Source organism: Puia dinghuensis, assembly GCF_014642875.1.
GTDB lineage: Bacteria > Bacteroidota > Bacteroidia > Chitinophagales > Chitinophagaceae > Puia > Puia dinghuensis.
In genome coordinates, this window is record NZ_BMJC01000003.1 from 484,204 (window position 1) to 510,628 (window position 26,425).

Here is a 26,425-nt window from a genome sequence, read left to right on the forward strand (position 1 = left end):
ATTAATACTTAAGGAATTATGTTAGGTATTCTATCCAAAATATTCGGCGGGAACAAGTCGGAAAAGGATATAAAGCGCATCCAACCCATTGTGGACCAGATCAATGAGCATTTTGCGGCTTGTGCATCGTTGACAAATGATGAATTGCGGGCCAAAACTGTTGAATTCAAGGCCCGGATCAAGGAACATCTCAGCACGATAGACGCACAGATGGCCGATCTCAATAAGCGAGCCGAAGAGCTGCCTTTTAGCGATATCAACGGGAAAGATCTTCTATACCAGGAGATAGATGGACTGCAGAAAGAGCGGGACGAGCAGATAGAGGAAGTGCTGGAGGCCCTTTTGCCGGAAGCTTTTGCCGTAGTAAAAGAAACGGCCCGCCGCTTCAAGGACAACGCAGAGGTCGTGGCGACGGCTACGGAGATGGACCGCAACCTCAGCATTAAGAAGGAACATATCCGGATAGACGGTCAACAGTCCGTATACAACAATTCCTGGATGGCGGCAGGGACGCCTATCACCTGGAATATGGTGCATTATGACGTTCAGTTGATAGGGGGTACGGTGCTGCACCAGGGGAAGATCGCGGAAATGGCTACCGGTGAAGGTAAGACCCTCGTATCCACGCTGCCGGCCTACCTCAATGCGCTGGCAGGGGAAGGGGTCCACATAGTGACGGTGAACGACTACCTGGCCAGGCGTGACTCCGAATGGAACGGCCCCATTTTCGAATGGCTGGGCATCTCGGTAGACTGTATCGATAAGCATGAGCCGAACAGCGAAGCCCGGCGGAAGGCCTATGCGGCCGATATCACCTATGGCACCAATAATGAGTTCGGTTTCGACTACCTGCGGGACAACATGGTGCATTCCCCGGATGAGATGGTACAGCGCAAGCATCACTACGCCATGGTGGATGAGGTGGATAGCGTGTTGATCGACGATGCGCGTACGCCGTTGATCATTTCGGGTCCGGTGCCGAAAGGCGACGATCAGCAATACCATATTTTGAAGGGTCGGGTAGAGAAGCTATTCGAAGCCCAGCGGAAGGTGACCAACCAGTTCCTCATAGAGGCGAAGAAGAAATTAGCCGAAGGGAATGACGATCCGAAGGACGGCGGCCTTGCGCTGATGCGTGCCTACCGTGGCCTGCCGAAATCCAGCGCCCTGATCAAATTTCTCAGCGAGCCGGGTGTCAAGGTAAGGCTTCAGAAGTCGGAGAATTACTATCTGGCCGATCAGCAGAAAGAGATGGGGAAGGTAGATGCGGAGCTCTTCTTCCACATCGACGAGAAGAACAACCAGGTAGACCTCACCGATAGGGGTATCCAGATGATCACCCGGGAAGGAGAAGACCCCGAGTTCTTTATCCTGCCGGACATCGGCGTCAAGCTCGCCGATATCGAGAAGGGCGATCTCAGCAATGAAGAAAAGCTGCAACGGAAGGAAGGACTGCTGAACGACTATTCCATCAAGGCAGACCGGATACATACCGTTCAGCAGTTGCTGAAGGCCTATACCCTGTTCGACAAGGACGTCGAATACGTCGTAATGGACGGGCAGGTGAAGATCGTCGACGAGCAAACGGGCCGTATCCTGGATGGAAGACGGTATAGCGACGGCTTGCACCAGGCCATCGAAGCAAAGGAAAATGTAAAGATCGAAGCGGCTACGCAGACCTATGCTACCGTGACTTTGCAGAACTATTTCAGAATGTACCACAAATTAGCCGGGATGACCGGTACGGCGGAAACAGAAGCCGCCGAATTGTGGGATATCTATAAGTTGGACGTGGTGACCATTCCCACCAATGTACCCGCCATCCGTAAGGACCACCAGGACCTTGTCTACAAGACCAAACGCGAGAAATACAAGGCGGTGATCGAGGAGATCGAAAGGCTGAGGAGTGAAGGGCGGCCATCGCTGGTGGGTACCACCTCCGTGGAAGTGAGTGAGCTGCTGAGCAAGATGCTGAATGTAAAGAAGATCCCCCACAACGTCCTTAACGCCAAGCAACATGCGCGGGAAGCCCAGGTGGTTGCGGAGGCCGGTCTTGCCGGGGCCGTAACGATCGCCACCAATATGGCCGGTCGTGGTACGGATATCAAGCTCGGGCCTGGTGTAAAAGAAGCTGGTGGACTGGCGATCATCGGTACGGAAAGACATGAAAGCCGGCGGGTGGACAGGCAGCTGAGGGGTCGTTCGGCGCGTCAGGGTGACCCGGGAACTTCGCAGTTCTATGTATCCCTGGAAGACGACCTGATGCGGCAGTTCGGCAGCGACCGCATTGCATCGTTGATGGACAGGATGGGTTATAAAGAGGGGGAAGTGATCCAGCACAGTATGGTGACGAAGAGTATCGAGCGGGCGCAGAAAAAGGTCGAAGAGAACAACTTCGGTATCCGTAAGCGCCTGCTGGAATACGATGACGTCATGAACAAACAACGGAATGTCGTCTATAAGAAACGCAACCACGCCTTGTTTGGCGACCGCCTGGCGCTCGACCTGGACAATGCCTTTTATATCGTCGCCGAAGGATTGATCAACTCTTTCCGCGAACAGGACGACTATGAAGGATTCCGGTTGTCGACGATCGTCAACTTCGGCGTCGACACGCAGATCAGCGAGGACGAATTCCTGAAAGGCGATGTCACCGAGGTGGCGGAGAAACTCTACCAGGAGTCGACACAGAACTACGAATATAAACAGGAAGACATCCGTAAGCAGGCCTTGCCGGCTTTTGCCAGCATCAGGGCCACGCGTGACAGCCACGTCGAGAATGTCGTCGTGCCTTTTACGGATGGTAAGAAACGGATCAACGTCCTGGCCAACCTGCAACGAACCCTGGATACCCAGGGCCGGGAACTGACCAATGCGGTGGAAAGGCAGATCACGCTAAGCATCATCGACGACACCTGGAAGGAGCATCTGCGCGCGATGGACGATCTGAAACAGAGTGTGCAGACGGCCTACCTGGAGCAGAAAGATCCGCTGGTGATCTATAAAGTGGAAGCATTCGAGCTGTTCCGCAACATGGATAGCGAGGTGAATAGGGAGATCATCGGTTTCCTCTGTCACAGTGGTATCCAGCAAGCCGGTCAGCAGCAGCCTGCGGCTATCCGTGAGGGCAGAGAACAGAAGACCGATATGAGCCGGCTGAAGGTGCGCAAGGATGAGATGGCGGCAGCCGGTGTGGGTCCGCAGAATGGGGTTCCGCAGGAAGGCGGCAAAGATTATTATGAACCGTCCGAGCCGGTGAAGCAAGAGCCTGTGAAGGTAGGACCGAAGATCGGGCGTAATGATCCCTGTCCTTGTGGCAGTGGGAAGAAGTATAAGAACTGCCATGGGAAGGATGCAGTGTAGAAGATTAAAATATCTACTGCTGCTCCTCACCGTTTGCCTTTGCCTGGAGTTTCCCGGGGTTCGGGCGCAATATGTTGCCCCCAGCCGGAAAGAGATGGTCCGGCTGAAAGCGATGGTGAAGGAGGGCGAGGTAAAAAAGTGGTATGATTCCCTGTTAGGTATCGCCAATGCCGCACTGGCGGAGGCCCCCCAGCCTATCGACACCATCCGCACCGAAGGCTTGTTGCAGGGTGATCCCCGGAAGACGGCCACCTGGAACGCGTTGCAGGATATGCGTAAGATGTACGCACTGGCCGTGGCCTGGCGCGTTACGGGGCGGAAGGAATACCTCAATAAGACAAGCGTTTACTTCATCGCCTGGGCAGACAGCAATTATTCGCGGGGAGATCCGATAGACGATACGAATCTCGACCCGGCCATCGAGGCCTTTGATATGGTGAAAGACGGGCTGGTACCGGGAGAGATCAAAAGGATCAGCGGCTGGCTGCGGCGGACAGGCGAGGCGGAGATGAATGCGGTATACAATCGGCCCGAACGGGCTACTTCCCATAATAACTGGCATTCCCACCGGCTGAAGATCGTGGGGGAAATAGGGTTCGCCATCGGTGACAAGACCCTGCAGGATTATGCGATAAAAGGCATCCGGCAGCAGATCGGGCGTAACCTGCTGCCCGACGGCAGCAGTGAAGACTTTCATACCCGGGATGCGCTGCACTATCATGTCTATGATCTGGAACCGCTGCTGAAGCTGGCGATCGTGCTGCGGCGGGCCACCGACTCCGACTACTATCGATATGAAGCCCCTTCGGGCGCCTCGCTGGCCAGGTCCGTCGAATGGTTGCTGCCTTACCTGGACGGGCGGCAGACTCATGCCGAATTTGTCAACAGTACTGTAGGCTTCGACCGTAAGCGAGCGGAGAATGGGGAAGCGGGTTATAAGTCCGGAACCTTGTTCAACCCGCGCAGTGGAATTACCACGCTGTTGCTGGCTTCCTATTTCGACGCCGAAAAGCTGGCCCTGGCCCGGCAGCTCATCGGCACCGAGGACACTTATCCGGCCTGGCAAGCGGTGGTCAATGCCGTGGAACGGTAACAGAACCGGGATGAGCGGATCGGTAGATAAGGTTGTTTTGCTTATTTTACCGCCTTAAAATCTGAGCTTACATTATGAGAAAAATTTTCTGCGGAGTGCTACTGGCTGCCGTTGTCTCGACAGCCGTTGCACAACAGCGGCCGGGTAATCCCGGTCAACCCCCGGCGGGCAACGCCGGCGCTCCTGGTACACGTAGCGGCCCCATGATCCCGGCGCAGACACAACCCAAACCTTACAAAGAGGTGATCACGGACAAGGCAATCAGCCATACCGGTCTGTTCACCGTCCATCGCGTGGAAGAGAAATGGTATTTCGAGATACCCGACTCCATTCTCGGACGCGATATCCTGGTCAGCACACGTTATAGCAAGACCGCTGCGGGCGGCAACTACGGCGGGGAGCAGGTGAACCTGCAAACCATTCGCTGGGACAAGGGGCCGGCGCATACGCTTTTTATGCGCATCCTCACCATCGTCAATGTCGCCGCCGACAGCAGCCAGCCTATCGCTCAGGCGGTGACGAATTCCAATATGAACCCCATTGCCGCCGCCTTTGACGTCAAGGCGTATGGCAAGAGTGCGGACTCCACTTCCGGCACTACGGTGATTGAAGTGACCGATTTCTTTAAGGGGGATAACCAACCGGTGAGCCTTACGCCGGCCATCAAACGGCGTTTTAACCTGGCGGCTATCGATGCACCGCGGTCGTATATCGAGAGTATCCACACCTTTCCTATCAATACGGAGGTGAGGACGGTGAAGACCTATACCTCCGCCCCCACTCCGGCGACGCCGGTTATGGGCGGCCGCGCTCCTGCTGGTTCCCTGGCTGCGGCCGATGCCGCGGGGGTGGTGACGGTCGAGCTGAACAACTCATTCTACCTGCTGCCAAAAATTCCCATGCGGCGGCGGCTGTTCGATCCGCGGGTAGGTTATTTCGCCAGCCAGTATACTACTTATGGCGATGACCAGCAGCGGGTGGAGGAAACGGAGTTTATCCATCACTGGCGGCTGGAGCCAAAGGATGAGGACATAGAGAAATGGAAACGCGGAGAGCTGGTAGAACCCAGGAAACAGATAGTTTATTATATCGATCCGGCCACGCCAAAAAAATGGCGGCCCTACCTCATCGCAGGGATCAACGACTGGCAGGCGGCTTTTGAAAAGGCCGGTTTCAAGAATGCCATTGTCGGCAAAGAATGGCCGGAGCATGACTCGACGATGTCGCTGGAAGATGCGCGGTTTTCCGTGATCAGGTATTTCGCCAGTGATATCGAGAATGCCTATGGACCGAATGTCGCCGATCCGCGCAGCGGGGAGATACTGGAGAGCCATATCGGCTGGTATCATAATGTTATGAAGCTGGTGCATGACTGGTATATGATCCAGACAGCGGCGGTGGACCCGCGGGCGCGAAAAATGAAATATGATGACGCGCTGATGGGCGATCTCATCCGCTTTGTCTCGTCACATGAAGTCGGACACACACTTGGACTGCGGCACAATATGGGCAGTAGCAGCAAGACCCCGGTGGAGAAACTGCGGGACAAGACCTGGGTGGAGGCCAACGGGCATACCGCCTCGATCATGGATTATGCGCGATTCAACTATGTGGCGCAGCCGGAAGACAATATCACTCCGAAGGGTCTCTATCCCCGCATCGGCGACTATGACAAATGGGCCATCGTTTGGGGATACAAGGGAATACCTGACACCAGGAATGAGGAAGAGGACAAGAAGATACTTAACCAATGGATCATCGACAGCCTGAAAAGCAATCCCCGGTTGTGGTTTGGCGGAGAAGGACAGAACTTCGACCCGCGTGCACAGACGGAAGACCTTAGCGACAATGCCATGAAGGCCGGCGAATATGGCATTAAGAACCTGAAACGTATCCTGCCCAACCTGCCCGAGTGGAGCAAGGAAGAGGCTGATCGCTATGATAATCTCTCCGAGATGTATCAGCAGCTGGTGGGGCAGTACAATCGCTATATGGGTCATGTGCTGAAGAATATCGGCGGTGTACAGGAGACCTTCAAGAGTGTGGAGCAGCCCGGCGATGTCTATGAAGCCACGCCAAAGGCCATGCAGAAGGAAGCTATCGATTTTCTCAACAAGAACCTTTACGCGACGCCCACGTGGCTGCTGAATAAGGATATCCTGAACAAGTTCAGCAACCCGGGCCTGGAAGAGGCCGTGACCATGGTGCAGGCCAATAATCTAAAGAGCCTGTTGTCGGCGGGCCGGCTGTTCAGGCTGTATGTCTGTACGGGAAGATATGGCAGCAGCGCTTACAGCGTCGACGACCTGCTCGCCGATGCGAAAAAGGGTGTTTGGTCGGAGCTCGGGCCTGCCGCGCCGATAGATATTTACCGGCGTAAGTTGCAGAAGGAATATGTCGCGGACCTTATTGCGCTGATCACCCCCGAGCCGCCTGCTGCGCTCCCACCGGGGTTGCCGCCGGGGTTGTTGATCATCTTCACAGGCGATATCCGGAATACTGATATTCCTTCCGCTGCGCGGGCACAGCTTGTCGAGCTGCGGACGGAGATTACAGGGGCTATCGCCCGGGAAGGTGACAAGGCGAGCAGGAATCACTTGCAGGATGTGCTGGAGAGGATAAAGCAGGCGCTGAATCCGAAACAGTAAACGAATCCCGGGCTAACGCCCGGGATTCGTTTTTACAAATGCACTCCGGCGGGGTTGGGGGACGGGGCTCTCTTCTCCTTTGATGGCCTTCCAGAGGACGGCGTTGAGCAGGGCGTCGGGTACCCGGTCGGGATCGGAGAGGTCGAAATGCCGGGAGACAGCGGCAGAAGGAGTGTTGCCGGTATTGCGCATATTGATATCGACCAGGGCCGGGAGCGCGATGAAGGCTGTCGTATCCGGGTTGGACATGAAGCAGCTATACATCGGAGTAGCAGCCGCGTCGAACTGGCTCATAGGCGGGAGGCCGAGGATGAGTTCCATCGTCCGAAGAACGGAGGTGGTCGAATAGAGTGTGTGGTTGACGGAGTGCCGCTTGATAAAGGGGCTGATCACATAGGCGGGCGAGCGGTGGGCGTCGACGTGGTCGGGCCCATCCTGGGCGTCGTCTTCCAGCACGAATATCGCGGCGCTGTCCCAGATGGCGCTATGCGAAATATGCTCCACCAGTCTCCCAAAGGCGAGATCATTGTCGGCCACCTGGGCAATGGGACTGTAGGCGCCTTTGTGAAGCCCGCTGGTATGATCATTGGGCAGATAGATGGTACAGAAATGCGGTAGGGCGCCCACGCGCAGGAGGGAATCGAAGTCAGCTTCGAAGATGGCCTCCCGGCGGATGTCCTGGATACCTAAATTCCAACCCGGATAAGCCGCGCAGTAGTTCTCTTTTTGTTTGAGCACAGGAAGCGTGGGAAAGCCGTTGTCCATAAACTCTCCATAATTGCGGAAGGATACCCCTGCGCGGTGGCAATAATCCCAGATGAATCCTTTGGTAGGATTGGCGATGGGGCGGCTGCCGTCGAAATCATATTCCCCACCCCGGCCGCTGTAGTTGGTGGGCCAGGTCTTTTCGGTGAAGTCGGTAGCATAGCCGGCCATCGACCAGTTGTGGCCATCAGCGCTGACCTCGGCGTCAACATAGAAATTATCCAGCAGCACGAATTCATCGGCAATCGAATGGGCGTTGGGCGTGACATTCCGGCCGAAGAGAACAAGGCTGGTGTCGCCGTTGCCCTGCGGGAGATCGCCGAGTACCTGGTCGTAGGTTCTGTTCTCCTTCAGGATATAGAATACATATTTGATAGGCGATGTTTCGCCGGCATGACGGGGAATGGGATTGCCGGCTACGCCGGCGGCCGTTTGTTCGACGGCCTGCGAATAAGGAGTATTGCTATAAACTTGTTGAGTATACGTCGTCAGCATGGCGGCATCGGGGATAGGGATAACCGAAAGCGTCCCCTTAAGCATACTACCGAGATATTGTGTCCGATGGGAGGTGTCTGCCTTCTTGTAAATATACGGGTGGCCCAGGGGACTGGGGCCATAGGGGTTCGCCATGGAAGACATTCCCTTGCCATTGGCGACGAGGAGATTGTTCCCCGAGATACGCACACAGGTAGGATACCAGCCGACGGGGATGAACCCTTTGGAAAAGCTGTGACCCGGGCTGGACACGTCGAAGACGGCCAGGCAGTTATTATCCGCGTTGGCGATGTAGAGTGTTTGGTCTTTGGGATCAAGGGCAAGACTATTGGTGGTGGAGCCGATGGGCGCGTCGGGAGAGATGGCAGTGTGGAGGGTTTCGATGACTTTACGGGAAGCGATGTCGATGACCGACACCGAGTTCGAGTTGGCGTTGGCTACGAAGAGCGTGTGGCCTTTTTTATCGAGGGCCATATCTGTCGGATGATCCTCCGTTGTCACGGAATCTTCCAGCTTGTCGGTCGTGGTGTTATAGATGAAGACTTTGCGGCCGCCCCAGGCGGAGATGTAGAGTTGTTGGTTGGTTGTGTTGAACAGGCAGGTGTAGGCTTCGGAGTACAGGGGCAGTCTCGACAAGAGTTGCTTTGTTTTGGTGTCGAAGATATAGAGAGCTTCGTCTTCCTTGGTGACTACGTAGAGCCGGTTGTGATCTTCGTCCAGGGTAAGGCCGGTGGGGCTGATCTTGTCGATGGGCCAGGGCCGGCCGAGCACCAACGTATCGGCGCCACCAACACTGTCTCCCTTCAGCGTATAGCGGATCACCCAGTCATCGTTGCCGCCGGAGGCATAGAGCCAGGGATGTTTTTTGCTGAAAGCCAGCCCCAGCCAGGCTTTTCGGATGGGGATGGAAGCGGTGACACGCTGCGTTTGCCAATTGATGAGATCGATGGTCTGGCGGCCATTGCCGTTGTTGGTCACGGCTGCGTGGATGCCATCGGGGGCAAGGGCGATGTTGAGGGGCAGGTCGCTGCTCAAGAGCAGGGAGGCGCCGGCGGGCGTGAGCGACCAGCCGTTGGGGAGTTGAGTGCGTTGCTGGGCGTGGAGGCCGAGCGAGAGAAGGAGGATGGGGAGCAGTCGATATGGCTTCATGCCGCGAAAATAAGGACAAAAAAAGCCCCGCCGGAGCGAGGCTCATTATCAATTTATTACTCTAATCCATATTTAGTCATATACCGGTGATACAGCTGCGTCTGCTTATTATCCAGGCTTACCTCGCGGCCCTGGATAAAGCAATGTTCGATGAGGCTTGTACGCATATCGAGGATGTCGCCCCCGCTGATGACGATGTTGGCGTCCTTGCCGGCTTCGAGGGTGCCGGTGCGGTCGTCGATGCCACAGATCTTTGCGGCGTTGAGGGTGATGGCCTGCAGCGCCTGTTCTTTTGTGAGGCCATAGGCGACCGCCGTTCCGGCATTGAAAGCCAGGTTGCGGAAGCGGGACTCTTCATGGTTATCGTTTAGCGCGAAGAGGACGCCCGCCTTTTGCAGGGCTGCGGGTGTTTTGAAGGGCTGGTCGATGTCATCGTCCTCGGTGGTGGGCAGGGCGTGCAGCTGCTGGAGGATGACAGAGATGTTGTTCTGCTTGAGAAGATCGGCGATGAGCCAGCTTTCACTGCCGCCGACGATGGTGACGTCGAAGCCGAATTCTTTTGCGAAGTCGATGGCGACGAGCATCTGTTTCACCTGGTCGGCATGGACGAACAGCTTTTGCTGTTTTGTATAGAGCCCTTTCACCGCCTCGAATTTGAGGTTCATTTCCTTGTGTGTCTGCCCGGCATTGTAGGCCTTTGCTTCCCGGAAGAAAGCTTTTATCTCTTCCACCTTGGCAAGGGCTTCTTTTGTGACATCAGGCGTCGTTTGTGTTGGGCCGAAACGCAAGCCGAACCGCCGGGGACGAGGGAGGAAGCTGGGCATATTGAGGTGGATGGCGTTGTCCATTTTATAGGCGGCGTCTTCCCAGTTCCATGCGTCGAGCTGGACGATGCTGGATGAGCCGCTGATAGTGCCGCCGTCGGGAGTGGTGCCGGCCAGCAGGATGCCGTTGGCCCTTAGCGTTCCGATGATCTTGGAATCGGTGTTATACGCTACGATACTGCGGATGCTGGGGTTGAAGTCGCCCAGCTCCTGGAAGTCGTTGGAGCCGCGGACACCGTTGGCGATCTCTTTCAGACCCACATCGGTGACCGAAAGGATGAGGCCCGGGTAGACCTGTTTGCCTTTTGCGTCGACCACCTTGGCCCCTACCGCCGGAGTAATGTCTGCGCCGACCCGGACGATCTTACCATTGTCCACCTCGATAGTACCATTCTCGATCACCTGGCCGTTGCCGACATGGATCGTTCCGCCGGTGATGAAAAGTTTTCCCGCATCCGGTTTCGCCGGATAGACGTCGTCCTGGGCCTGTGCCGTCGTAAGGCCAAGCAAGAACAGCGAGAGAAGACCTATGAATATGTTTTTCATGTTGTTTTAGTTGGTAGTGTTTGCAATTTCAGTGTGGTCTCCGTCCTCGTCAATGGTCAGCAGGCCATCATGATGATCGTGATCGCCGCAGCTGAGCTCGATGTGGTAGCTCGGTGTGGCGGGCGCCATGGGCGAGCCGGTGCGCTTCTCAGCTATCATTTTCTGGACGAGGCGGTTGCGTTCGGCGACGATGTATTTCCGCAGCTGTGCGTCGCGGTCGATATCATAGTAGACGATGCCATCCACGATGGTCTTTTCCGCTCTTGCATAGATGCTGAGCGGATTGTCGCTCCAGAGAACGAGGTCGGCGTCCTTTCCTTCTTTTATACTTCCAACACGATCGGCCACATGAAGGGCCTTGGCAGGGTTGAGGGTTACCATTTTAAAGGCATCTTCCTCGGACATCCCGCCATATTTCACGCTCTTGGCAGCTTCCTGGTTAAGGCGGCGGGCCTGTTCGGGGTCGTCGGAGTTGATACAAACGTTGAGCCCTACCTTCTGCATGATAGTGGCGTTGTAGGCGATAGCGTCCTGTACTTCCGTCTTATATGCCCACCAGTCGGAGAAGGTGGATGCATTGCTGCCGTGTTGTTTCATCTTATCGGCCACCTTGTAGCCTTCGAGGATATGGGTGTAGGTGTTGACGGTGAACCCAAACTTATCAGCAACACGCATGAGGGCCGTGATCTCGCTTTGTACATAGGAGTGGCAGGTGATGAAACGTTTGTGTTCGAGTATTTCGACCAGCGCATCCAGTTCGAGGTCTCTGCGGGTGATATTTGGCGCCGCCTTGCGCTGCCGTTCGTAGTCGCGGGCGCGGGTGAAGGCGTCCGTCAGCACTTCTTCCACGCCCATCCGGGTGTCGGGGAAGCGGTTATTGTTGGTAGAGGTGGTGCGTTTTACGTTCTCACCCAGGGCGAATTTTATAAAGGGGTCCCAGTTGCGAAATTTGAGACCTTCATCGTCGGCGCCCCAGCGCAGTTTGATCAGTTGGGTCTGACCGCCGATGGTGTTGGCCGAGCCATGCAGGATATGGCTGCTGGTGACGCCACCGGCCAGCTGCCGGTAGATATTGATATCCTCGGGGTTGAGGTTGTCGGCGATGCGTACCTCCGAAGTGACGGATTGTGCTCCTTCATTTATGGAGAAGGCTGCGATGTGCGAGTGTTCGTCGATGATGCCGGGAGCAAGGTACTTACCGGTGCCGTCGATGACCTGGGCGCCGGCAGCATCCAGGTTTTTGCCTATCCTGACGATCTTGCCAGCCCTTACGAGTACGTCGGTGTTAGGCAGGCGACCTTCTTTTTCATTGGTCCACACCGTTGCATTTTTGATAAGCAGGTCGTGTTGAGTGGGCAGACTATCCCAGCCATAGCCGTCGAAGGGATAGAGCACCTTCCCGACATGGTTGGGTCGTTTGCGGGCTGCCGTGTCGGGGGTGGGCGGGGTAGCTTTTGCGAAAGTGGCCGTCCAGATGACGAGGTTGCCGGTGGAGTCGGTGCCATTGCCATTCCAGGTGTCCCCGTTGACGACGCCGCTGAGGTGCATTGCAGCGGAAGGACGACCACCGCCACGAGCACCACCACGCATGCCACCACCGGCTGGAGCCGCGCCTCCCGCGGCTGCCGGGAAGCTGAGCGAAATGATGGTGCCGTCATAGCTGAACTTACCCGTCAGGGTATCTTTTGCGATGACGCTGGCAGCCGTGGGCGATTTTACGTCCAGGACGACGGTCGTCGAACCGCCCGTAGCCGAAGTGATCACAAGATTGTATTGACCTTTTATGTCTTTCCAGGCTTCTTCCTTTACTTCATATTTCCTGCCCTGAACCCAGTTCTCTACGATGCTGGTCTTTTCGTTAAAGACGGGACCAGTAGTAATAAGGAAGTTGGCTAGTTTCCCTGCGTCAAGGCTCCCCACCTTGTCATAGATGCCGATGAGGGTGGCTGGGGTCTTTGTCAGCGCTTCCAGGGCCTTTGCTTCCGTGAGGCCGGATTCGAAGGCTTTCCGGAGATTGGCGAAGAACTGTTTTGTATCCCGGAGATCGGCCGTGGTGAGGCAGAAGGGGATGCCCGCCTTCTCGAAGGCGCCGGGGTTGGTAGGAGCCAGCTCCCAATGTTTCATATCGGCGAGGGAGACGAAGCGGGCGTCATTCGGGTCTTCGACATCCATGGCCTGGGGATAGTTCACCGGGACGATGAAAGAAGCTTTTGTCCCAGCGATCTCCTTTATCCGCTGGTATTCGTTCTCCCCGGCCTTTATAATATATTGTACACCGAATTCATCACCGATGCGATCCCCGTGGAGGTCACCCCATTTGTCGCTGCCCTCGAATATCTGGGGGAGCGACTGTTCGTCATTGAAGGCCTGGAGGCTCAGGTTGGTGCCTTCGTGGTAAGGCTGGCCCTTGTACCAGGCGGCATCGATATAGGTCTGGCGCAACAGGGCGATGGAGCCCATCAGCGAAGCGGGGTAGCTTTGGGTGGATGACCCTTTGCTGAGGGAGTAATGAGCGGAGGCTTTTGTTTTGATGACAACGAGGTTCTCCTTCTCATTGGCGAGGGTGACGGCTACGCCAGTCCCGCGTGCGATGCCGTCCTTTACATGGGTGAGAACTGCGCCGAAGCCGATATCGCGAAGGGGCTTTGCTTTTGCGTCGTCGACATTGAATAAGTGGGCGGCATCCATTTCGGGGTGGATGGCCTGGTTCCAGTTGTAGGGTCCCTTTGTATTGGATTCGATCTGGGCGGGTTGCCGGAAGAAGTCGATGGGATTCACCGCACCGCGACCGCCACGGCCACTTTCGGGTGCCGGGATGCCATAATCCGTGTAGAGATCGATAAACGACGGATAAATATATTTCCCGCTGCAGTCGATGACAACGGCGTCTTTCGGGAGGACAGCTCCCGTGCCGGCACTAACGATCAACCCCTCGCGAATCACCAGGGTCGCATCACTGAGGGTGGCGCCGCCCTCTTTCACCAGGGTAGCATGCGTGAAGGCATAGCAGCCTTCCCGGACATCTGCAACGCCATTAACGGGAAAGGTGGATTGTGCGGATGAATAAAGGGTCAGCAATAAAAGAGTGGTAACGAGGGCGAATGATCTTCCCCTCGGACGATGTCGGAAGTTTCTCATGGTGCGTCAGTTTTTAAATTTCGGCGGCGCCCAATTTGGGCAGATTGAAAAATGGTCCCTAATTTACTTAAATGGAGTAATTTAGGGGTTTGAATATTTTATCAGCGGTAAAAAGAAGGCCAAACGTCGGTGAGTATGCTGGCACACTATATTGACCATACCATTTTGAAGCCCACCACCTCTCATATAGACATTAATAAGATATGTCAGGAGGCGGTGGAGTATGGCTTTGCGGCGGTTTGTGTGCCCCCGCCGATGGTTAGTTTTGCGGTGCGGGAACTGCAAGACGCCGCCGAGGTCGAGCGATCGATTGCGGCTGTAAAGGTGGCGACGGTCATCGGGTTTCCTTTTGGCTACTCTGTCACCGCGGCGAAGCTGGCAGAAGTGGAACAGGCGATTACGGATGGCGCCGATGAGCTGGACGTGGTGATCAACCTTATAGCACTGAAGGCGGGGGATTGGGCGGCGCTGGAAGCAGAGATGCGGGTGCTGACGGCGCGAATACACGCTGCGGGAAAGATCATAAAAGTCATCATCGAGACTGGGGTGTTGACGGATGAAGAGATCGTTGCCTGTTGTGAGCATTATAGCCGCATCGGGGTGGATTTTCTGAAGACCTCGACGGGGTATGCGGAGAAGGGTGCAACCGTGGAAGCGGTGAAGCTGATGCGGGCGCATCTGCCTGCCGGGGTACGGATCAAGGCTTCGGGTGGCATCCGAACGGCGGCATTGGCACAGCAATTGATCGATGCAGGAGCAGACCGGCTGGGGTGCAGTGCAAGCGTGGAGATTATAAAGGGTGAAGGGTTGGCTGGCGGGTATTAAATTTAATATCTATGTATAAGATCGTATTTGTTGCTCTTTTGTTCATCGCCCGGCAGGGGTTAGCGCAGACGGACACGGGCACGGTGGTAGTGCATAAGGACCCGCGGGTGGATAGCCTGGTGCAAAAGCAGATAGACATAAATGAATTGACATCGCGGGAGAGCCGGCGCAATGTCCCGGGGTTCAGGATACAGGTGATGAATTCGCCCGATCGGAATAAGGTGTATGCGGCGAAGGTGAAGATCTACGAAGAGTTTCCCGACTTTAAACCCTACCTCTGGTACCAGGCGCCCAATTACAAACTAAAGGTCGGCAATTTCAAGACCCAGGAAGAAGCTGACCAGGCCCTGCAGCAGTTGTCGCGACTCTTCCCGTCCGGGCTTTTCGTGATCAGGGATACTATTGAAATAAAATTATAATGTTAAAAGAGAATATCCGGCAACTTGCCAGGAAATATGCCCCCGACTCCATCGCCATCCGGCATCACCTGCATGCCCATCCGGAACTATCTTACCAGGAATTTCAGACGTCGGCCTTTGTACAGCAACAGTTGACGCGGATGGGTATCCCTTTCCGCGTGATGGCCACGACAGGGGTAGTGGGGTTGCTCGAGGGCAAGAATCCCGGCAGCCGGGTGGTCGCCCTGCGGGCGGATATGGATGCGCTGCCGATAGTGGAGGCCAATGATATCCCCTATAAGTCAAAGAATGAAGGTGTGATGCATGCCTGCGGACATGATGTGCATACGACCGTCCTTCTGGGTGCGGCGCGTATCCTGCAGGAGCTGAGAGACCACTGGGAAGGAACGGTAAAATTGATCTTCCAGCCGGGAGAGGAGAAAAATCCGGGGGGTGCCAGCCTGATGATAAAAGAAGGGGTGTTACAAAACCCTGAGCCGCAGGCCATCTTTGGCCTGCACGTACATCCGGGGTTGGAGATAGGAAAACTCAGCTTTCGCGGCGGGATGGTGATGGCCAGCGCCGATGAATTGTATATCACCATCCGTGGGAAGGGCGGTCATGCGGCCGCTCCGCATCTGACGGTGGACACCATACTTGTCGCGTCCCACCTGGTGGTGGCCTTACAGCAGATCATCAGCCGCAACCGCAACCCGTTGTCACCGTCGGTGTTGTCGATCACTTCCGTCCAGGGGGGGCATACAACCAATGTTATTCCCAGTGAGGTCAAGCTGATGGGCACCTTCCGTGCCATGGACGAAGAGTGGCGCTTCCGGGCACACGAGCTGATCCGCAGGCAGGCGACAGAGCTGGTGCATAGTATGGGGGCGGAGATAGACCTGCACATCGACGTCGGCTACCCCATGGTGCATAATAACGAGGCGCTTGATGTGGTGGCGCGGGCGGAGGCGCGGGAATTCCTGGGCGCCGGCCGGGTGCTGGAGACCGAGATCAGGATGGGGGCGGAAGATTTTGGTTATTATACCCAACAAATCCCGGGATGTTTCTACCGGCTTGGGGTGATGAATGTGGAAAAAGGGATCACTTCCGGCGTTCATACGCCTACCTTTAATATCGACGAGTCGGCTATCGAGATCGGGGTCGGGATGATGGCGTGGATGGGCGCAAAGGTGAAGTTTTAGCAACCCGGGACCGTTTTAGCCCCGGCCCCGGGTTGCATGCAACATCAGTACCCGGGGTTTTGCGGGAAATTCGCGGCATTATGCACGATGTCCAGCTCCGATTGGGGAATAGGATAAATAAACCGGTGAGCATCGATGGTCGGACTACCCTTTCCGGCATCCGCCCGGATGGCGGTAATCGCATTTCCCGTCCGCACGAGGTCGAACCAGCGATCGCATTCAAAAGGCAGCTCCAGCCTTCTTTGTAAATACACTTCATTGCGGAAGGTGCCCTGGTCGGGCCTATCGGCCGAAGACAAGGCGGTTAAGCCGGCCCGTTGCCGCACCAGGTTGAGATAATAGAAGGCCGAGCCCGTCCCGGTCGAAGCACTATAGCCTTGTTCATTCAATACCTCAGCGGCCATCAGCAGAATATCCGCGAACCGCAACACCGGGAAATCTTCCCCCGAAAGCCCTGAGGCATCCGGAACGTCAACGTATTTTCGCGGACCGGTGTAGGTTAAGCCTGTAGGCTTTATCGCATCGGTAAGGGTCTTGCGAACATCGCCCGCGCTATAGGCTTTGACAATAGAGCTGTCGATAGTAGGCAGGTTGTTGCCATTGGTAAACCAAAAGCCATGCGCCTGCCCGGTGACACCCGATGCGTATCGGACGGCAAAAAGAGTCTCAGCATTGTATTTATTGGCCGTGCTGAACACACTGGCAATATTGGGCAGTAAGGAGAATACATTCGAATTGATGACACCCTGCAAAACGGATGCTGCGTTGTTGTACTTCTTTTCATACAAATACACTTTGCCCAGGAGTCCGTTGGCGGCCCCCGTCGTCACTCGCCCGACATCGGCCCCGGTGTAAGCAGCGGGTAGGTTAGCTGCGGCAAATTGCAGGTCGGATTCTATTTGCTGATAGACGGCTGCTACGCTATCCCGGTGCAGCTGCAAGGCCTGGTCGGCTGATACCACGGTGGTCAGCACCGGTACTGCACCCCATAACCGTACCAGGTTGAAATAATGCAGCGCCCGGATAAACTGTACCTCACCGCGGACCCTGTTCTTTGTGGCGCTGTCCATTTTCACTGGGCCAATATTGGCCAGGACGGTATTGCACCGGTAGATGCCATTGAAAATATCGATCCAGGTAAGGGATAGCTGGGAGTTGCTGGGATCGTCGATAAAATGGGCCAACTTATAATTCGTGCCCGAGCCGGAAGAGATATCCAGGTCGAGCACATTATCGCCGCGTTCTTCCATTAATACCTCGAAGCCCGCGCCATATTCATTAGCATCGGCCAGGCTGGCATAGCAGCCATTGGCAGCAGTGATCGCATCGGCGGATGTTTTAAAAAAATTGTCAGTAGTGATGGCAGAAGGCGGAGTCAGCTCGAGGAAGCTTTTTTTGCAGGATGCCAGGGAGGTGATTATCGCGATTGCCAGTAAGCTTTTCTTCATATCAATACTTTTTTAAACAATTAGAAGGTCAGGTTGAGGCCAAGCACATAGCTACGCGCCAGGGGATAAGAGCCATAATCCTCGCCGGGAGAAAGCGCGTTGTTCGGCCGGTCGGATATCTCGGGGTTGAACAAACTGTAATGGGTGAACGTGAATGGGTTCTGGACGGTAGCATAGAGTCTGAGCATGCCAACGCCATATCTTTTCAGCAGGTCTTCGCCAAAGCTATACCCCAGGGAAAGGCTCTTTATCCTGACAAAAGAACCATCTTCCACATGCCACGTGGAGATCGTCCCGTTATTGCCCGTTGCCAGTCGGTTGGCCCGGTTGATATAGCCCACCCCGATGTTATTGCTGTCTTCGAACCGCCCTTTCATCAGGTTGAGGTTGTTAAAGTTACCTTCCGAGCTGGCAATATATCTCCTGAAGAGATCGAGTATCTTATTTCCTTGTGTGCCTTGTACGACGCCGGCGATGTCAAAATTCTTATACCGAAGGGCCGCGCTAAACCCGAAAGTATAGTTCGGCTGAAAATTGCCTACAATAGCCCGGTCGGTAAGGGTGTTAAGCACCCCGTCGCCATTGACGTCCTTGAATTTAAAGTCACCCACGTGAGAATTGGAGAAATGTGGGTATTTGTTCAGGTCTTCCTGGTTGCGGTAGATGCCGTCCTGCACCAGCAGATAATAGCTGCCTATCGGCTGACCAACTTTGGTGATGAAATAGGCCGAGCCTGTGCCACCGGTGACGATGATAGGCGCGTTGCCGGGCCCGAGCCGGGTCACCCGGTTTCTGTTGAAAGCGATATTGCCGCTGAGGTCGATACTCCAGCCCCCATGCAAAGATTTAAAATAGTTGGCTGACACTTCGACGCCGGTATTGGTCAGCTGCCCGATGTTCTGCAATTCCGTGCTGAAGCCGCTGGTGGCGGGTGTGGGGACGTTGAGCAATAATTTGCTCGTAGTAGAATGATAGTAATCTACTGTAATGTTGAGGGCGTTTTGTAAAAAACCTAATTCCATGCCCAAGTCGAAGCTGGCCGTATTTTCCCAGGTGAGGTTGGGGTTCGGCGGCGTCGTGACGGCAACACCACTGGTCAATGCCTGGTTACCCAGGATATAGTTGGAAGAGGTAAGCTGTGCCAGGGCGCCGTAGTTGGGTATGGAAAAATTACCGGTGAGTCCATAGCTCGCGCGTAGTTTAAGATTGCTCACCGTCCGGCTCAGGCCGGAAAAGAAGTTCTCTTTTGACACTATCCAGCCCGCAGATGCGGAAGGGAACCAACCCCATTTGTGATTGTATCCAAACCGGCTTGACCCATCCCGCCGTAAAGAAGCAGAAAGAAAATATTTGTTCAGGAGATCGTACTGCAACCTTCCCAATAAAGATTCCAGGCTCCATTGTTCCAATGTAGAGGATACGGCTGACGGCTGACCGGCATTGAGCGTGGTCACCGCATTCGTTGGAAATTTATTGGCTGCGGCATAGCTGTGATACTGGTTCTCTTTCTGGGCATTATAACCCAGCAGGGCCGTCAGATTACCCGCGCCGATCCTTTTGGAATACGTCAGGGTATTTTCCACCACCCAATTGAGGTATTGATCGGTCTTGGTGAGGCCGTAAGCCACTGAGGGCAGTGTGGCGCTCTGGATGGGAAGGTTGGTAGGCCGGTAATAATCTTCGATGAAGGTGTTGATGTCCGTACCGAAAAAGAGCCGGTAGCGCAGGCCTTTTATGATCTCCCGCTCGGCATAAGTAGAACCGGTGAACCGGAAGTTCTTTACCAGATCCTTGATCATGGTAGCAAGGGCCACGGGATTGAGGACGTTGGTCTGGCCGTAACCCCACTGGTTCACCGAGTCGGCAAATGTTCCATCGGGGTTGTACACAGGAAAGAGGGGGGCGTAGGTCAAGGCGTTGGCGACCACCCCTGCGGCATTTGGAAATCCATAAGGATTACCGTTCGAACTCCATGGCCCTTCGGAGGCCACCTGGTTGGTGAGCGTGTAGGAGGGCGAGAAATTCAGGCCGAACTTCCAGCGGTCTTCTTTGGCTTCCAATTGCCCGCGCAGCGAATATCGCTTGAAATTGTTGTTGATGATGATCCCGTCCTGGTCAAGGTAATTCCCGGAAACATAATAGGTGAGGTTGTCCGACCCGCCGCTGACGCTGAGCGTGTGATTGGTCAGGAAAGCCTGGCGGAAGACGGCTTTTTGCCAGTCGGTATTGGTGAGTCCCGGCTGGTTGCTGAGATAGGGCAGGGTTTGAGGCGGCACCCAGGTGGAAGGATTGTTGGGCCGGATGCTGTTGGGGTCGGAAGCTTTTCCTGTCGGCACGGCATCGAGATAGGCATTGTTATGGCTATCGTACGCTTCTTTGGCATAATCATAGGCATTCATGACGTCGATCCTTTTGGAGACCTCCTGAAATCCGCCGCTGAAGGCATAGTTTACCTTTGGTTTGCCCGGGGTGCCTCTTTTCGTGCGGATGAGGACTACGCCGTTGCTTCCTCTTGAACCATAGATGGCGGCAGAGGCGGCGTCCTTCAGCACATCGATGGACTCGATATCGTTGACATCGATGGTAGCCAGGGGATTCAGCGGTTGCTGATAGGTATTGGGGTTGGGCAGGGAATTGGTGTTCACATCCTGCGAGACCGGGTATCCGTCGATGACATACAAAGGATTGTTGCCTGCTGAGATGGAGGCCGTACCGCGCACATGGATAGACACATTGCCACCCGGCGAACCTGTTGTCTGCAGCACCTGCACGCCGGCCAGTTTGCCGGCCAGGGCCGCATCGAAAGAGGTTACTACCTGGTCTTTGATGGCAGCAGCCTTCAACGAACTCACAGAACCCGTCAGTTCGCCTTTCCTTCTTTCTCCATAGCCTATCACCACCACCTGGCTAAGGTCCGCGCCGGCCGGTTTCAATCTTACAAGAATGGAATTGTTATCCCCTTCATCGATGAGAAAGCCTTTGACCACCTGCTTTTCAAATCCAACGTAGCTGAAATTGAAGTCATATTTTTTCCCGGCCTTCAGATTGCTGAAGGTGAATACGCCTTTATCATTGGTGATCGTCGACCTGGTTGTATGGTAACCCGTCTCACTCGCAGTAACGGTGACGCCTTCTATCGGATCACCTTTGTCGTTGAGCACCGAGCCCTTTATCTGGGATCCCTGTTGGGAACGCGCAGCCAGGGAAAGCAACAGCAGTAGGGCAAAGAAGATACCCTTTGATCTTTTGGTTAACGTGTTTTGCATTATTTTGAGCCTTTTACAAATTTTTGACAATAGTTTGCAGGCACGCCGCCGGCGGCGTGTCAGAAGCCAGGGCTTCCGCTGCTGTTATTTTTGTTTATTGATGATGATGTCGCCGTTGTCCGTCCTGAAGGTTAGATCGTTGGTGTTGCAGATTACAGATAGCGCTGTCTGCAACTGATCGGTCCGGAGTATCTTTCCGGTGAAAGACTGGCCTTCGAGGTCTTGGGCATTTACTATTATCCTTACTTTATAATAATCACTTAATGTGCTGAAAACTCTCGCCAGCGGCGTCTTGTCGAAAACGCAGGCATAGATAGCCTCGGGTTTGCGGGTATGCATCGTTGGCTTATTTGTGACAGACCCCGTGTCCGCAGGTTGCCATTTGCCAACCACATAATCCTTCGACGCCATATTTACCGCCAGCTTTTGGCCGGGAGCCAGATAAACACCCTGCATCTCGATGCCTGTACCCGGCATAGCCTGTACGCGCACCTTTCCCTCCATTAATAGCACGGAGACCCGGTTGTCGTCCCTCGCAATGACCATGAATTTCGTGCCCAGGACGCTCGTGGCAATCCCTTTCGAATAGACGGTGAAAGGAGCGTGAGGCCCGCTGGTCACTTTGAACAGGGCCTTGCCATTCACCGTGATAGCTCGCGCCGTATCGAACGGCTCATAGTAAGCTGCCTGGCTGCCGGGATAGAGATCCAGCGCAGAAGAGTCCGGCAGCAGGATGTGCTGCACCGTCGTGTCCGGGTTCGCGTATTGCCTCAGCTGTCTTGTTTTTGGCGATTCCCGGCGTACAGTTGCGGTTTGGTTGTTCTTCCCCGGAGAATGCCAGAGCATGGCAATGCCAAGAGCAAGGGGGATAGCTGCGGCCGCAATCCATCTGAGCGGGCGCAGGAAAGGTAGAATTTTGCCTTTCCCGGCCGGCTGGTCGCCCTCCATCACCGCAATCTTCTTATGCAGCTGCTCCAATATTCGTTGTGTCTCTCCGGGGGTCCGGTCTTCAGGCTCCTTATTCAGTTGAGCCCGGAATTCCGCTTCCAGCGTCCGAACCCATTCCTGGTCATACCCAGCCATCAGCTCGATAAGCCGCTGTTTTTCATCATCGGTAGCCGACCCGGCCCAGAATTTCTCTATGAGTGATCTGATCTCCTGCATTGCTTCAGCCATAAATACTCCGAACGGGGAAGAATGGGGATGCCCCTAATGTTACCAAATTATTACTAAGCCGGGACGCTGGTGCAAAGCAGCAGGAGGGAAATGGTAGCCGTGATGGCGGCATCATAATTACGGTTGGTGTACTTCCGGATGAAGATGCCGGCCTGCTTAATATAATCTTTTACCGAGCCGATGGAAATACCCAGGAGGGAAGCGATCTCTTCATAAGAGCGGCCCTCGAAATAATGGAGGTGGAATGCTTCTTTCTTCCGGGCCGGCAGGTGCTGCAGGGCATCCTCGATGAGGGAGAGTTGTGCCTGGTATAGCGTGTCGGGGGAAGCGTCATCCGTGGCTATGTTTTCAATATGTGCGGGATCATCCAGGCGAACGAGCGAAAGCTTGAGCCGATGCCGGAGGTAGGTGGCTGCCTTATTATAGCTGACGACAAAGAGCCATCCTGCTACCCTGTCGGCCGTAACTTTATCTTTATTTTTCCAAAGGCTGAGAAAAACTTCCTGCAGGATATCTTCTGCCGACTGCGGATGCCTGACCATTTTAAAAATATTGGCATACACCGCCTGCTGGTAGCTGTGATACACAGCGTCGAAGTCAGCGATCGTCTCCACCGCCAGGGAAGTGTTTACTGCCTGCATCCGCCAAAAATAAATCTTATTCTTTGGGGGCAAAATTATGTATTTGTAATTTTTATAATTTAGGGGAAGAAGACGCGGCTTGGTGGGTGAGGCCGTGGGCAATGCGCCATTTGCGAAGTTTCGCCGGATAATTAAGATAGTGTGTGTCTTCGCCAAGGATATAGCCAGCCGGGTACAGCGGCTGCAGCGGCCAGGCATTATGCATGCCCTGTTGGTCTGTCCAGATATTCACGGGACTCATACAAACTCCGCGGAGACTGTCGGGCTTGTAAAGCTGATTGCCGGCAGAGTCTATGAGCCCTAATAGCCAGACAGCATCCATGTCTTTATACGCATAGGCTGTATGGTACAGGTTGGGCAGGCTGGAAACGGAGGCGGGGTCATAAGCGAACTGGGCTTTGTAGGCTTCTATCTCATCGCCAAAATCATCTCCCACGCCATCAACGATACTATCCTTGACTGGCGCGAGCGTATCCTTGAAAACAATGCTTCCGTGCTGATATTGAATCCCGTGGGTTGTTTCGTGGATGAAATTGGGGATATTGTTTTCCTGGATATTGAAGAAGATGATGTCCTTTTGGATGTAGTAAGTAGTATAGCCCGGGTTTTTATTAATATGCACTATTCCATACCGCTGGATGCTATAATAAAGGCTATCGAGATTTGCCAATACCTTTTTCAGGCTGTCCTTACTATCTTCATCGTCCATCTGCTCTTCCTTTTCTTTTATTTTCCCGCACATATCCAGCCACTCTTTTTTGCTTGATTCGATGACAGTGTCCGCCGTTGTCGTGCCTGCGAAGGCATCGAGCCTGGTCAGCAGCAATAGAATAAGAGTAGATAAGGTGATCAACTTACCCATATGGCAAAAGTTTAGGTTGGCGGGATACGGACAAAAGAGGAGCAAAAAAGGGACGATACGGGAGTTAGTTGTTTGAACGATAGATACTTAAGGGTAAACTTATAACGGCTGTGCGCATTCCTCGTGCAGTCGTGCGAGATTTAACCAAAAAGGGTGATTTTACGGGGGCTGTCGCTACAAGAGAGTGTTTAACAGCATTTTCGTATTTTGCACCGCAATGGGACAAAGGACCATTCCTGTAATGCAAAAAAAACAGCTCCGCAAAGAGCAGGCGCTTGAATATCATTCCAAAGGACGACCCGGAAAGATAGAAGTCGTACCGACGAAGGAGGCAAAAACACAACGGGATCTATCCCTTGCCTATTCACCGGGAGTGGCGGAACCCTGCAAAGAGATACATAAGAATGTCGAAGAGGTCTATAAATACACGGCTAAGGGCAACCTGGTAGCAGTGATCAGCAATGGCACTGCGGTGTTGGGACTGGGAGATATCGGTCCGGAGGCATCGAAGCCGGTGATGGAAGGCAAGGGGGTGCTCTTCAAGATCTTTGCCGACATCGATGTATTCGACATAGAGATCAACGAAAAAGACCCCGAGAAATTCGTACAGATCGTCAAGGCGCTGGAGCCCACATTTGGGGGCATCAACCTCGAGGATATCAAGGCCCCGGAATGCTTTTATATCGAAAGGACCCTCCGGGAGAAGCTTAAGATCCCGGTGATGCACGATGACCAGCATGGGACGGCCATCATCAGCAGCGCTGCCTTGCTCAACGCCCTCGAGGTGCAAAAGAAAAAGATCGACAAGGTGCGCTTTGTCATAAATGGCGCCGGGGCGGCAGCGATGGCCTGTGTCAAGCTTTATGTGGCGCTGGGGGCCCGCCCGGAGAATTTTATCCTTTTCGACAAGGATGGGGTGTTGCATGATGAGCGGACCGATCTCGACGAAGACAAGAAGGTGTTTGCCGTAAATAAGAATGACTGGACCCTGGACAAGGCGATGAAGGATGCGGATGTATTCGTGGGCCTTAGTGTCGGCAATGTGGTGACCCCGGAAATGGTAAAGACCATGGCCCGCCGTCCTATCGTTTTTGCAATGGCTAATCCGGACCCGGAGATCAGCTATGAGCAAGCTACTGCAGCCCGTGAAGATATTATTATGGCCACAGGCCGGAGCGACTATCCCAACCAGGTGAATAATGTGCTGGGATTCCCCTTTATATTCCGCGGCGCCCTGGACGTGCGGGCCACCCAGATAAATGAGGCGATGAAGCTGGCTTCCGTAAAGGCGCTTGCCGATCTCGCCAAAACCCCTGTCCCGGATATCGTGAACATGGCCTATAATGAAAGGAACCTGCTTTTCGGCCCCCACTATATCATTCCCAAACCCCTCGACCCGCGACTGTTGTCGACCGTTGCGCCCGCTGTAGCCCGTGCGGCCATGGAATCCGGGGTTGCCCAGACCCAAATCGATAATTGGGACGCCTATGCTATCGAACTCAATCGCCGGCTGGGGCTTGATAATCAGTTGATGCGGGTGTTGAGCACCAAGGCCCGGATCAACCCCAAACGGATCGTTTTTGCGGAAGCCGATAACATTAAAATTTTGAAGGTAGCACAGCTGTTGTATAATGATGGAGTGGCCTTCCCGATGCTGCTGGGTGACGAAAAAAAGATCAGGCATCTCGCCGCCAGCAACCAGATCGAGCTGGATGGCATGCCGGTGATCAACCCCTACAACGACGAATACGAAGAGCAGCGCAAACGCTTTGGGGAGATCTTCTTCCAGAAGCGGCAACGCCGCGGCTTTAATAAATACGAGGCTTTCAAGCGGATGCGCGACCGGCTCTACTTCGGCTGTATGATGGTGGAGACCGGGGAGGCGGACGCGATGATCTCGGGACTGACCAAGAACTACCCGGATACGATCAGGCCCGCGCTGCAGGTGATCGGGACGGAAGACGGGGTAAAGAAGATAGCCGGGATGTACCTGTTGTTGACGAAGAAAGGGCCGCTGTTTCTCGCCGACACGACAGTGAACTTCAACCCGACGGCGGAAGAGCTGGCGGATATTACGCTGCTGGTGGCCCGGGAAGTGCAGCAATTCAACCTCACTCCCCGGGTAGCCCTGCTGAGCTATTCCAACTTCGGCACGAGCGACTCGCCCGAAGCCCGGCTGGTGGCGGAGGCCCGGAAGATCGTCAAGCAACGGGAGCCCAACCTCATCGTCGACGGAGAGATGCAGGCAAGCGTCGCCCTGAACCAGGAGCTGATAAAAGAAAATTATCCATTTAGCGAATTGGTCGACCAGGAAGTCAACACCCTGGTGTTCCCCAATCTTGCGGCCGGCAACATCGCCTACAACCTCTTGAAGGAAGTCGGTGGAGCCGATGCCATCGGACCTATCCTGCTGGGGTTGAAAAAACCCGTCCATGTCCTGCAGCTGGGCAGTACGGTGAGGCAGATCTACAATGTGGCGTTAGTGGCCATTGTCGATGCACAGATAAAATGTAAGAATACCCCTTCGGACGAAGAAGGGAAAAAAGCGCCCTGGTGGAAGCGGGCAAGGCACTAAAACCAAAAACT

General features: G+C 54.5%; 15 protein-coding genes. 7 read left to right on the forward strand and 8 right to left on the reverse strand.

Annotation, left to right across the window (positions count from 1 at the left end; translation table 11 throughout):
• Positions 1 to 18: 18 nt before the first annotated feature.
• The 3 genes from secA (at position 19) to IEY39_RS15270 (ending at position 7,104) form a co-directional block, all read left to right on the forward strand.
• The gene (gene secA, locus IEY39_RS15260; RefSeq protein WP_188933047.1) at positions 19 to 3,363 is read left to right on the forward strand and encodes a preprotein translocase subunit SecA; all 3,345 of its coding nucleotides are present in this window, start codon (positions 19 to 21) and stop codon (positions 3,361 to 3,363) included.
• The gene (locus tag IEY39_RS15265) at positions 3,344 to 4,456 is read left to right on the forward strand and encodes an alginate lyase family protein (RefSeq protein ID WP_188933049.1); all 1,113 of its coding nucleotides are present in this window, start codon (positions 3,344 to 3,346) and stop codon (positions 4,454 to 4,456) included. Before secA ends, IEY39_RS15265 begins: the two co-directional genes overlap by 20 nt.
• A 74-nt stretch (positions 4,457 to 4,530) precedes the next feature.
• A complete protein-coding gene (locus IEY39_RS15270; protein WP_188933051.1) occupies positions 4,531 to 7,104 on the forward strand; it encodes a zinc-dependent metalloprotease in 2,574 nt (857 codons plus the stop codon).
• Positions 7,105 to 7,116: 12 nt separating this feature from the next.
• Here IEY39_RS15270 and IEY39_RS15275 read toward each other — a convergent pair whose 3' ends face one another.
• Genes IEY39_RS15275 through IEY39_RS15285 form a run of 3 tightly spaced genes read right to left on the reverse strand, consistent with a single transcriptional unit; the run spans position 7,117 to position 14,021 of the window.
• Positions 7,117 to 9,513: a bifunctional YncE family protein/alkaline phosphatase family protein gene (locus IEY39_RS15275; protein WP_188933053.1), complete on the reverse strand. Its 2,397-nt coding sequence runs from the start codon at positions 9,511 to 9,513 to the stop codon at positions 7,117 to 7,119.
• Positions 9,514 to 9,569: 56 nt separating this feature from the next.
• Entirely contained in the window at positions 9,570 to 10,883 is a 1,314-nt protein-coding gene (locus IEY39_RS15280) for an amidohydrolase family protein (RefSeq protein WP_188933055.1), read from the reverse strand.
• Positions 10,884 to 10,889: 6 nt separating this feature from the next.
• On the reverse strand, positions 10,890 to 14,021 hold the full coding sequence (locus IEY39_RS15285; protein WP_188933057.1) for an amidohydrolase family protein: 3,132 nt from the start codon (positions 14,019 to 14,021) through the stop codon (positions 10,890 to 10,892).
• Between the two features lie 135 nt (positions 14,022 to 14,156).
• Between IEY39_RS15285 and deoC the strand changes: the two genes are divergently transcribed.
• Genes deoC through IEY39_RS15300 form a run of 3 tightly spaced genes read left to right on the forward strand, consistent with a single transcriptional unit; the run spans position 14,157 to position 16,446 of the window.
• On the forward strand, positions 14,157 to 14,846 hold the full coding sequence (gene deoC / locus IEY39_RS15290) for a deoxyribose-phosphate aldolase (RefSeq protein WP_188933059.1): 690 nt from the start codon (positions 14,157 to 14,159) through the stop codon (positions 14,844 to 14,846).
• A gap of 11 nt (positions 14,847 to 14,857) precedes the next feature.
• On the forward strand, positions 14,858 to 15,265 hold the full coding sequence (locus IEY39_RS15295) for an SPOR domain-containing protein (protein WP_188933061.1): 408 nt from the start codon (positions 14,858 to 14,860) through the stop codon (positions 15,263 to 15,265).
• On the forward strand, positions 15,265 to 16,446 hold the full coding sequence (locus IEY39_RS15300) for a M20 metallopeptidase family protein (protein WP_188933064.1): 1,182 nt from the start codon (positions 15,265 to 15,267) through the stop codon (positions 16,444 to 16,446). Before IEY39_RS15295 ends, IEY39_RS15300 begins: the two co-directional genes overlap by 1 nt.
• A 44-nt stretch (positions 16,447 to 16,490) precedes the next feature.
• Here IEY39_RS15300 and IEY39_RS15305 read toward each other — a convergent pair whose 3' ends face one another.
• The 5 genes from IEY39_RS15305 to IEY39_RS15325 form a co-directional block, all read right to left on the reverse strand.
• Positions 16,491 to 17,894, reverse strand: coding sequence for a RagB/SusD family nutrient uptake outer membrane protein (locus IEY39_RS15305; RefSeq protein ID WP_188933066.1), 1,404 nt, complete (start codon positions 17,892 to 17,894; stop codon positions 16,491 to 16,493).
• A 20-nt stretch (positions 17,895 to 17,914) separates the two neighbouring features.
• Positions 17,915 to 21,160: a SusC/RagA family TonB-linked outer membrane protein gene (locus IEY39_RS15310; protein WP_188933068.1), complete on the reverse strand. Its 3,246-nt coding sequence runs from the start codon at positions 21,158 to 21,160 to the stop codon at positions 17,915 to 17,917.
• 84 nt (positions 21,161 to 21,244) lie between these two features.
• Positions 21,245 to 22,336 carry a FecR family protein gene (locus IEY39_RS15315; protein WP_188933070.1) on the reverse strand — a complete coding sequence of 364 codons (1,092 nt, stop codon included), beginning with the start codon at positions 22,334 to 22,336 and terminating at the stop codon, positions 21,245 to 21,247.
• Positions 22,337 to 22,389: 53 nt separating this feature from the next.
• Positions 22,390 to 22,977, reverse strand: a complete 588-nt coding sequence (locus IEY39_RS15320; protein WP_188933073.1) for an RNA polymerase sigma factor — start codon at positions 22,975 to 22,977, stop codon at positions 22,390 to 22,392.
• A gap of 52 nt (positions 22,978 to 23,029) precedes the next feature.
• Positions 23,030 to 23,839 carry a hypothetical protein gene (locus IEY39_RS15325; RefSeq protein WP_188933075.1) on the reverse strand — a complete coding sequence of 270 codons (810 nt, stop codon included), beginning with the start codon at positions 23,837 to 23,839 and terminating at the stop codon, positions 23,030 to 23,032.
• 241 nt (positions 23,840 to 24,080) lie between these two features.
• On the opposite strand from IEY39_RS15325, the gene IEY39_RS15330 reads away from it, so the two are divergent.
• Entirely contained in the window at positions 24,081 to 26,414 is a 2,334-nt protein-coding gene (locus IEY39_RS15330) for an NADP-dependent malic enzyme (protein ID WP_188933077.1), read from the forward strand.
• Positions 26,415 to 26,425 lie beyond the last annotated feature (11 nt).

Excerpts from the sequence above, each read along its gene's own strand:
- secA (WP_188933047.1), top strand. The coding sequence starts at position 19 with ATGTTAGGTATTCTATCCAAAATATTCGGCGGGAACAAGTCGGAAAAG.
- IEY39_RS15265 (WP_188933049.1), top strand. The coding sequence starts at position 3,344 with ATGGGAAGGATGCAGTGTAGAAGATTAAAATATCTACTGCTGCTCCTC.
- IEY39_RS15270 (WP_188933051.1), top strand. The coding sequence starts at position 4,531 with ATGAGAAAAATTTTCTGCGGAGTGCTACTGGCTGCCGTTGTCTCGACA.
- IEY39_RS15275 (WP_188933053.1), bottom strand. The coding sequence starts at position 9,513 with ATGAAGCCATATCGACTGCTCCCCATCCTCCTTCTCTCGCTCGGCCTC.
- IEY39_RS15280 (WP_188933055.1), bottom strand. The coding sequence starts at position 10,883 with ATGAAAAACATATTCATAGGTCTTCTCTCGCTGTTCTTGCTTGGCCTT.
- IEY39_RS15285 (WP_188933057.1), bottom strand. The coding sequence starts at position 14,021 with ATGAGAAACTTCCGACATCGTCCGAGGGGAAGATCATTCGCCCTCGTT.
- deoC (WP_188933059.1), top strand. The coding sequence starts at position 14,157 with ATGCTGGCACACTATATTGACCATACCATTTTGAAGCCCACCACCTCT.
- IEY39_RS15295 (WP_188933061.1), top strand. The coding sequence starts at position 14,858 with ATGTATAAGATCGTATTTGTTGCTCTTTTGTTCATCGCCCGGCAGGGG.
- IEY39_RS15300 (WP_188933064.1), top strand. The coding sequence starts at position 15,265 with ATGTTAAAAGAGAATATCCGGCAACTTGCCAGGAAATATGCCCCCGAC.
- IEY39_RS15305 (WP_188933066.1), bottom strand. The coding sequence starts at position 17,894 with ATGAAGAAAAGCTTACTGGCAATCGCGATAATCACCTCCCTGGCATCC.
- IEY39_RS15310 (WP_188933068.1), bottom strand. The coding sequence starts at position 21,160 with ATGCAAAACACGTTAACCAAAAGATCAAAGGGTATCTTCTTTGCCCTA.
- IEY39_RS15315 (WP_188933070.1), bottom strand. The coding sequence starts at position 22,336 with ATGGCTGAAGCAATGCAGGAGATCAGATCACTCATAGAGAAATTCTGG.
- IEY39_RS15320 (WP_188933073.1), bottom strand. The coding sequence starts at position 22,977 with ATGCAGGCAGTAAACACTTCCCTGGCGGTGGAGACGATCGCTGACTTC.
- IEY39_RS15325 (WP_188933075.1), bottom strand. The coding sequence starts at position 23,839 with ATGGGTAAGTTGATCACCTTATCTACTCTTATTCTATTGCTGCTGACC.
- IEY39_RS15330 (WP_188933077.1), top strand. The coding sequence starts at position 24,081 with ATGCAAAAAAAACAGCTCCGCAAAGAGCAGGCGCTTGAATATCATTCC.